At 57.5% G+C, this 6,558-nt stretch carries 7 protein-coding genes; 5 read left to right on the forward strand and 2 right to left on the reverse strand.

All coding sequences use genetic code 11. The features are described 5' to 3' along the window. Nucleotides 1-95: 95 nt before the first annotated feature. Complete coding sequence (gene rluD / locus NP596_RS19090) at nt 96-1,046, reverse strand: 23S rRNA pseudouridine(1911/1915/1917) synthase RluD (protein WP_256616994.1); 951 nt, start codon at nt 1,044-1,046, stop codon at nt 96-98. An 83-nt stretch (nt 1,047-1,129) separates the two neighbouring features. Here rluD and NP596_RS19095 point away from each other — a divergent pair, with 83 nt between their 5' ends. From NP596_RS19095 to NP596_RS19115, 5 genes are read left to right on the forward strand one after another with little or no spacing between them, the layout of a single operon-like run. Beyond that, nucleotides 1,130-1,972 carry an outer membrane protein assembly factor BamD gene (locus tag NP596_RS19095; RefSeq protein ID WP_256616995.1) on the forward strand — a complete coding sequence of 281 codons (843 nt, stop codon included), beginning with the start codon at nt 1,130-1,132 and terminating at the stop codon, nt 1,970-1,972. 3 nt (nt 1,973-1,975) lie between these two features. Further along, nucleotides 1,976-3,196 carry a hypothetical protein gene (locus NP596_RS19100; RefSeq protein WP_256616996.1) on the forward strand — a complete coding sequence of 407 codons (1,221 nt, stop codon included), beginning with the start codon at nt 1,976-1,978 and terminating at the stop codon, nt 3,194-3,196. A 46-nt stretch (nt 3,197-3,242) separates the two neighbouring features. Beyond that, nucleotides 3,243-3,833 (forward strand): Uma2 family endonuclease, encoded by a 591-nt coding sequence (locus NP596_RS19105; protein ID WP_256616997.1) that lies wholly within the window; start codon nt 3,243-3,245, stop codon nt 3,831-3,833. A gap of 4 nt (nt 3,834-3,837) precedes the next feature. Next, the gene (locus NP596_RS19110) at nt 3,838-4,392 is read left to right on the forward strand and encodes a DUF2058 domain-containing protein (protein ID WP_256616998.1); all 555 of its coding nucleotides are present in this window, start codon (nt 3,838-3,840) and stop codon (nt 4,390-4,392) included. 46 nt (nt 4,393-4,438) lie between these two features. Then, a complete protein-coding gene (locus NP596_RS19115) occupies nt 4,439-5,419 on the forward strand; it encodes a thymidylate synthase (RefSeq protein WP_256616999.1) in 981 nt (326 codons plus the stop codon). 99 nt (nt 5,420-5,518) lie between these two features. Here NP596_RS19115 and NP596_RS19120 read toward each other — a convergent pair. Beyond that, a partial coding sequence (locus NP596_RS19120) for an autotransporter outer membrane beta-barrel domain-containing protein (RefSeq protein ID WP_256617000.1) occupies nt 5,519-6,558 on the reverse strand: 1,040 nt, incomplete at its 5' end.

Here is a 6,558-nt window from a genome sequence, read left to right on the forward strand (position 1 = left end):
CGTGGCCGGCCGGATTCAGGCTGGCGTACCCGCCGGTGCTGACGCCGCCGCTACGCAAAGTGGTGGCGGCATGCACCCGCGCGGGCAACGGCCAGTCAGGCTGGATCCAGTTCATTTTCCGCCAACAGCTTGATCAGGTTTTGCATGTCTGCCGGCATGGCTTGTTCCCATTCCATGTATTCGCCGGTTTCCGGATGTTCCAGCCCCAGTTTGGTGGCGTGCAGGGCTTGGCGTTTGAAATTGCGCAAGGCTTCGGCCAGCGCCGGATTGCAATCGGCCGGCATTTGAAACCGGCCGCCGTAGGTTTGATCGCCGACCAGCGGATAATTGATATGCGCCATGTGCACCCGAATCTGATGGGTGCGGCCGGTTTCCAGTTTGACCCGGATCAGGGTATGGCGCTTGAAGCGCTGCTCCAGACGGTAATGGGTCACCGCTTCCTTGCCGTCCCGGCGTACCGCGTTGCGTTTGCGGTCCACCGGGTGGCGGCCTATCGGTTGGTCGACGCTACCGCCGGCGGTCATCCAGCCTTTCACCAAGGCCAGATATTCGCGGTGAATGGTGCGCTCCTGCAATTGCTCGACCAGATTGTGGTGGGCCTGCAAGGTTTTCGCCACCATCAACAGGCCGCTGGTATCCTTGTCGATGCGGTGCACGATGCCGGCCCGGGGCAAGGTATCCAGGCTGGGCACATGGTTCAGCAAGGCATTCACCAAGGTACCGGTCCAGTTGCCCACCGCCGGGTGTACCACCAAGCCGGCCGGTTTGTTGACGATCAACAGCGACTCGTCTTCGTAAACGATGTCCAGCGGAATGTCTTCGGCGTCGTATTCCACCACCTGCTCGGCTTCGGCATCCAGCTCTATTTCCTCGCCGCCGTCCATTTTTTCGCGGCCCTTGCGTTGCTCGCCGTCGACCAGTACCCGGCCGTCTTTAAGCCAGGTTTGCAGCTTGCTGCGGGAGTAGTCGGGAAATATCTCCGCCAGACACTGGTCCAGGCGCATGCCGGCCAGCTGTTCGGGAACCCGTTCGGTTAATATCGTCATAGTCGTTTTTAAGATATACTCGCGGCTTTGCTGTTGGCTTTGGCCGCAAAAAACTCACAATATTACAACGTGTTGTCTTTTCTATGCGATTACTTTTAGTAAAAACCGTTTTTATCGCCAGTTTGGCCGGCTTTTTGCCGGGTTGCGAAAGTTTGGATATTTTCAGCAAAAAGGACAATTCCGCCAAGGAGGACGAATACGTCGGCTGGGACGACGCCAAATTCCACCAGCAAGCCAAGGAAGCGCTGGACAATAAAAACTACCAAAAGGCCATCACGCTTTACGAAGCGCTGGAGGCCCGCTATCCGTTCGGCGATTATGCCGCCCAGGCGCAATTGAACGTGGCCTACGCGTATTATAAAAACGACGACCCGGAAGCCGCGCTGGCCGCCATCGACCGCTTTATCAAAGTTCACCCCAGAAGCCCCAACGTCGATTATGCCTATTATCTGAAAGGCTTGGTCAATTACAATCGCGGCATCGGTTTTATCGACCGGTTTTTACCCACCGATTCCTCGCAGCGCGATCCCGGCAATGCCAAGGATTCCTACGATAATTTCCAGGAATTGATCCAGCGTTTCCCGCAAAGCAAATACGTGCCGGATGCCCGCCTGCGCATGGTGGCTTTGCGCAACAATCTGGGCATGTACGAAGTGCACGTCGCCGATTTTTACCTGCGCCGCAAGGCCTATGTGGCGGCCGTAAACCGGGCCAATCACATTATCAAGGAATACCAGCGCACCCCGGCGGTGCCGCATGCCTTGGTCATCATGCAGGAAGCCTATACCAAGCTGGGCATGGACGATCTGGCCGCCGATACCGAGCGGGTGTTTAAACTGAATTATCCCAACGGCATCCCGGTGGCCGATTACAAGGAAAAAACGTTTATGGAAGATACCTGGGACGCCATGGGCCTGGATAAATAAGGCTTGAACCGTCCACGACCTTTATGGGCCGCCGGTTTGCTCCTGTGCAGCCTGTCCGCGCCGGCGGCAACGCCGGGGCCGGAAGCCTTGTTTCAAAACCGTTTTTTTACGCTGTCGACCGGTACCGAGCTACTGTGCGCCACCAGCGAGCAGCAATTCCTTCCCAGCGAGCGGCTGGCGGACATCATTCGTTTCTACGAAAACAATCACCCGAATCTGCGCCAACAAGCGGTAGCGGTATTGACCGACCATACCGACTCGGAGCATCTGGCGGATTTGGCCGCTTATAAAGACGATTGCCGAAAACAGGTTTCGGCGGATTTGTGCGTGCTGGAAAAATATTGGGACGATAAAGACGCTGCCTGGCGAACCCTGGCGCTGTTTTACGACACCAAAACCGTGATCAAGCACAGCGAGGATTACCGCTATCAAGTCAAGCGTTTCGAAGCCGACCATATCCGCATCTTCGAAAAAGCCATCCGCAAGATCCCGGCTTTTTTACGGCAAAGCATTAGCAAGGCCAAACCGCTGGAAAATCTGGACAAGGAAATCGCCGACAAACCCAGCGCCATACAAGAGCTGATACACGACGCCTTTCAGGAAGATTACAACACCAGTATCTGGCAAGACCACACCCATCCGCTGACGTTGGTGCCCGGCGTCGGTTTTCGCTCGCAAACAGTGGCTCAGGTATTCAGCGGCCAGAATTTAATCGTGTTTACCGTGAAGGAATTCGACAAGGGTAAGGAAGGCGCCTCCTACCGGGACATCGACGTGCAATATCTGGTGGATTTTCGCCTGCCCATCGTGGTGCACGAAATTGCCCACACCATCGATAACTTTCATTTCTGGAACGGCAGCGACGACCTGTATTTTTTCTACAAATACCACAAGATTTCCAACGACGAACAGATCATGAAAATCATTGCCGATGCCAAGCTGGCCCTGTGGCCGTCGAAATGGTTCGAAGCCTTCGAATATCTGTACGAAGTCAACGACGGCCGCTACGACGGCAACGTCCAGGAAAAACTGGCCGAACTGGTGGCTCAATACATTTTAATTCCGGAACGCCTGCGGGACAGCTCCCCTGCCGCCTATCAATGGCTGCGCAACGAGGTGTTCCGCGGCATCGAATATCAAGGCTACGACCGCTGCCCGACGCCGATCACCCGCCCGTTAAGTTGGTGGCAGAAATACGCCAGCGGTAAACTGTTGGGACAATAATCGCTTGTGCTATGCTTGCGCAAACGTTGATCCTGGAGGCTCCGCTATGGCTTTTGCACTGGAAAAAGACAAACATTACACCTATAAGGACTACCTGACTTGGCCCGACGATGTGCGCTGCGAAATCATCGATGGCGAGGTATTCATGATGACGCCGGCGCCGCTGTTGACGCATCAGGATGTGGCCGGCGAAATTTTCCGACAAGCCGCAAACGCACTGCACGGCAAACCTTGCCGGGCCATGATTGCCCCGCTGGATGTGCGCCTGCCGCGCCATGGCGAGGCCGACGAGGCAACCGACGTGGTGGTGCAACCCGACGTATTGGTGGTCTGCGATCCGGACAAACTGGACAGACGCGGCGTGCGCGGCGCGCCGGATTGGGTGGTGGAAGTGCTCTCGCCTGCCTCCGCCAGCCGCGACCAGATCGAAAAACGCCGCATTTACGAGCGCCATGGCGTGCTGGAATACTGGCTGGTGCATCCGACCGACCGTATTCTCACCGTGTATCGCTTGCAAAACGGCGAATACGGCAAACCGGATATTTTTAAACTGGAAGGCCGCACGCCGGTAGCGGTAATACCCGGACTCGACATAGACTGGGAAGCGATGACGCCCTATTTGATTCACGACGACTGACACCATGAAAAAACCGCAACTCAATCCCCTGCAAGCCCAATTGTTGAAATCCGGCCTGACCAGCGAAGCCAAAGTCAAACAAGTCAAGGCCGAAAAACGTAAACAGGACAAATTACAGCGCAACAACGGCGTCGAAATCGTCGACGACATTAAACTCAGCGCCGAGCAGGCCCGCCAGCAGCAGATCGAACGCGACCGGGAGTTGAACCGCCAGCGCAAACAGGCCGAGGAACAAAAAGCCCTGGCCGCGCAAATCAAGCAAATCGCCCTGCTGAACCGGATAGCGCAGGAGGCCAATGGTATCGCCTATCAATTCAACCACGACAACAAAGTCAAAGCTGTTTATGTAGCGGACAAGGTTCGCGAAGCGCTGATCAACGGCCGGGCCGGCATCGTCAAACTGGAACAGGGCTACGAAATCGTGCCGGCGGAAATCGCCCGCAAAATCGAGGCCCGCGACGCCGACAGCGTGGTGGTGCTCAACCAAGCCACCCAGGATGTTGCCGCCGCCGACGATCCTTACGCGGATTTCCGGATTCCCGACGATTTGATGTGGTAAGCCCGAACATGCCCCAAGCTTTTAAACGTACTGAAAGGCCGGCCTGATGAAACAATATCTGGATTTGGTACAAAATATTATCGATCACGGCGCCTGGCAGCAGAACCGTACCGGCATTCGCAGCATCAGCCTGCCCGGCGCCACGCTGCGTTTCGACCTGCAACAAGGCTTTCCCGCCGTCACCAGCAAAAAGCTGGCCTTCAAATCGGCGATAGGCGAAATGATCGGCTTTCTGCGCGCTTCCCGTAGCGCCGCCGAGTTTCGCGGCTTGGGCTGCAAGGTCTGGGATCAAAACGCCAACCAAAACCGGCAGTGGCTGGCCAATCCCTACCGCTTGCAAGAAGACGACCTCGGCCCCGTTTACGGCGTGCAATGGCGGCAATGGCCGGCCTACAAACTGATCGACCCGGACCAGCCGCAAGGTTCGGCGCAGCTTGCCGATGCGCTGGCGCAAGGATACCGGCGGCTTGGGTTTGTCGAAGAAAACGGCGGCCGCGGCGTGTTGCTGTACAAAGCCATAGACCAGTTGCGCCAGTGCCTGGACACCATCATCGGCGACCCCGGCAGCCGCCGTATCCTGTTTCATGGCTGGAATTGGGCGCAACTGGAGGAAATGGCGCTGCCGCCCTGTCATTTGCTGTACCAGTTTCTGGTCAACCCGACCGAGCGGGAAATTTCGCTGTGCCTGTACATCCGCTCCAACGACATCGGCTTGGGCGCGCCGTTCAATCTGGCGGAAGGCGCCGCCTTGCTGCATTTGGTGGGCCGCCTGACCGGCTATGCGCCGCGCTGGTTCACCTATTTCATCGGCGACGCCCATATCTACGAAAATCACCTGGACATGCTGCGCGAACAATTGGCCCGCGAGCCGTTTCCAAGCCCCAAACTGGTGATTGCCGACCGCATACCCGACTACGCGATAACCGGCCAATACCAGCCGGAATGGCTGGAAAAGGTGGAGCCGGGCGACTTCCGCCTGGAAGGCTACCGGCACCACCCGCCGCTGACCGCGCCAATGGCGGTTTGACGGCGTCGGGTTACGCTACGCTAAGCCGGCCTGGTAGCGGCGATCACCGCGCCCGGCAATATGTTGCGGTTCGGCGGCGCGTATTGATGCCCGGGCGATTCACAAGCCCAGCCGGAAACCCACCGTGCCGACGTAATTATCGAAATAGGCGTGTCCGAGCAGGGTTTCGAAATTGGCGAAAGCCTGCCAGCCGTTGGGCAGCACGGCAACCAGGCCGGTACCCAAATGAAAGAAATCGCGGTCCGGTCTGTCGGTTTGAAAGCTGAAGGTAGTGGGAACGGGGCGGTTGTCCTGGGCGAACTGCACAAAAATCGAGCGTTGGCCGTTGTCGTATTCGTGCGTCCAATCGGCGTTCAGTTGCGGCACCAGCACGCCCCAAGCCGTGCCGATCGCGTATGAGGCTTGAGCGCCGACGCTGGATTGTATCGAGGTCAGACTGTCCCGCATAAAGCGCAGTTCCAGCCCGGAATTGCCTTGTTCGACATAGCTGTCCATGTCCGCGCGCCTGTAGCGGACGCTGGCGCGCGGCCCGATGGTCAAGCCGCCGACGGCATAATCGTAGCCGGCCGCCAAATTGCCTTCGTATTGGTCCGCGCCCGGGGTACCGGTAATGGCGCCACCAAAGCTGGCGTTATCTTCGCGGGTATAATTGCGCTGATTATGATTGGAGCCTTGCTTGCCGAGGTATTGGAACGATACGTCGGCGAAGAAGCCTTGCCAGGGGAACAGCGATGCATATACGGTGGGGCCGTAAGAGTCGGTTTCGAATCCGCCGCCGGCAAGCTGGTCGCCGCGCCAATGCGAATAATTGAAAGCCAGACCGGCCAACAGCCAATCGGTCGGCATGATGTCCAGCCCCAAGGTAAAGCCTTTTTGGTTGGATCGGTAGCCTTGTTCGAAGAGGGTCTGGCGGCGGTCCAGTTCCCGGTAGTCGGCGTTAAGGAACAGATTGATGTTGGAAGCCAGCTTTATCTCGGAAGCATCGCCGGCACCGCCGCCCATGAGGGTATTTTTGTCCGCATCCCCGCCAACCAGTTTTCTACGTTTTTTGACGAATTGATCGGCTTGGCTAAGGGTGGACAGGGCGGCGCCGGAAAAAGCCGATTGGCTGGGGCCGCCGCCGGGGCCGCCGCCCACGC

It is taken from the genome of Methylomonas rivi, from assembly GCF_024505165.1.
Classification (GTDB): domain Bacteria; phylum Pseudomonadota; class Gammaproteobacteria; order Methylococcales; family Methylomonadaceae; genus Methylomonas; species Methylomonas rivi.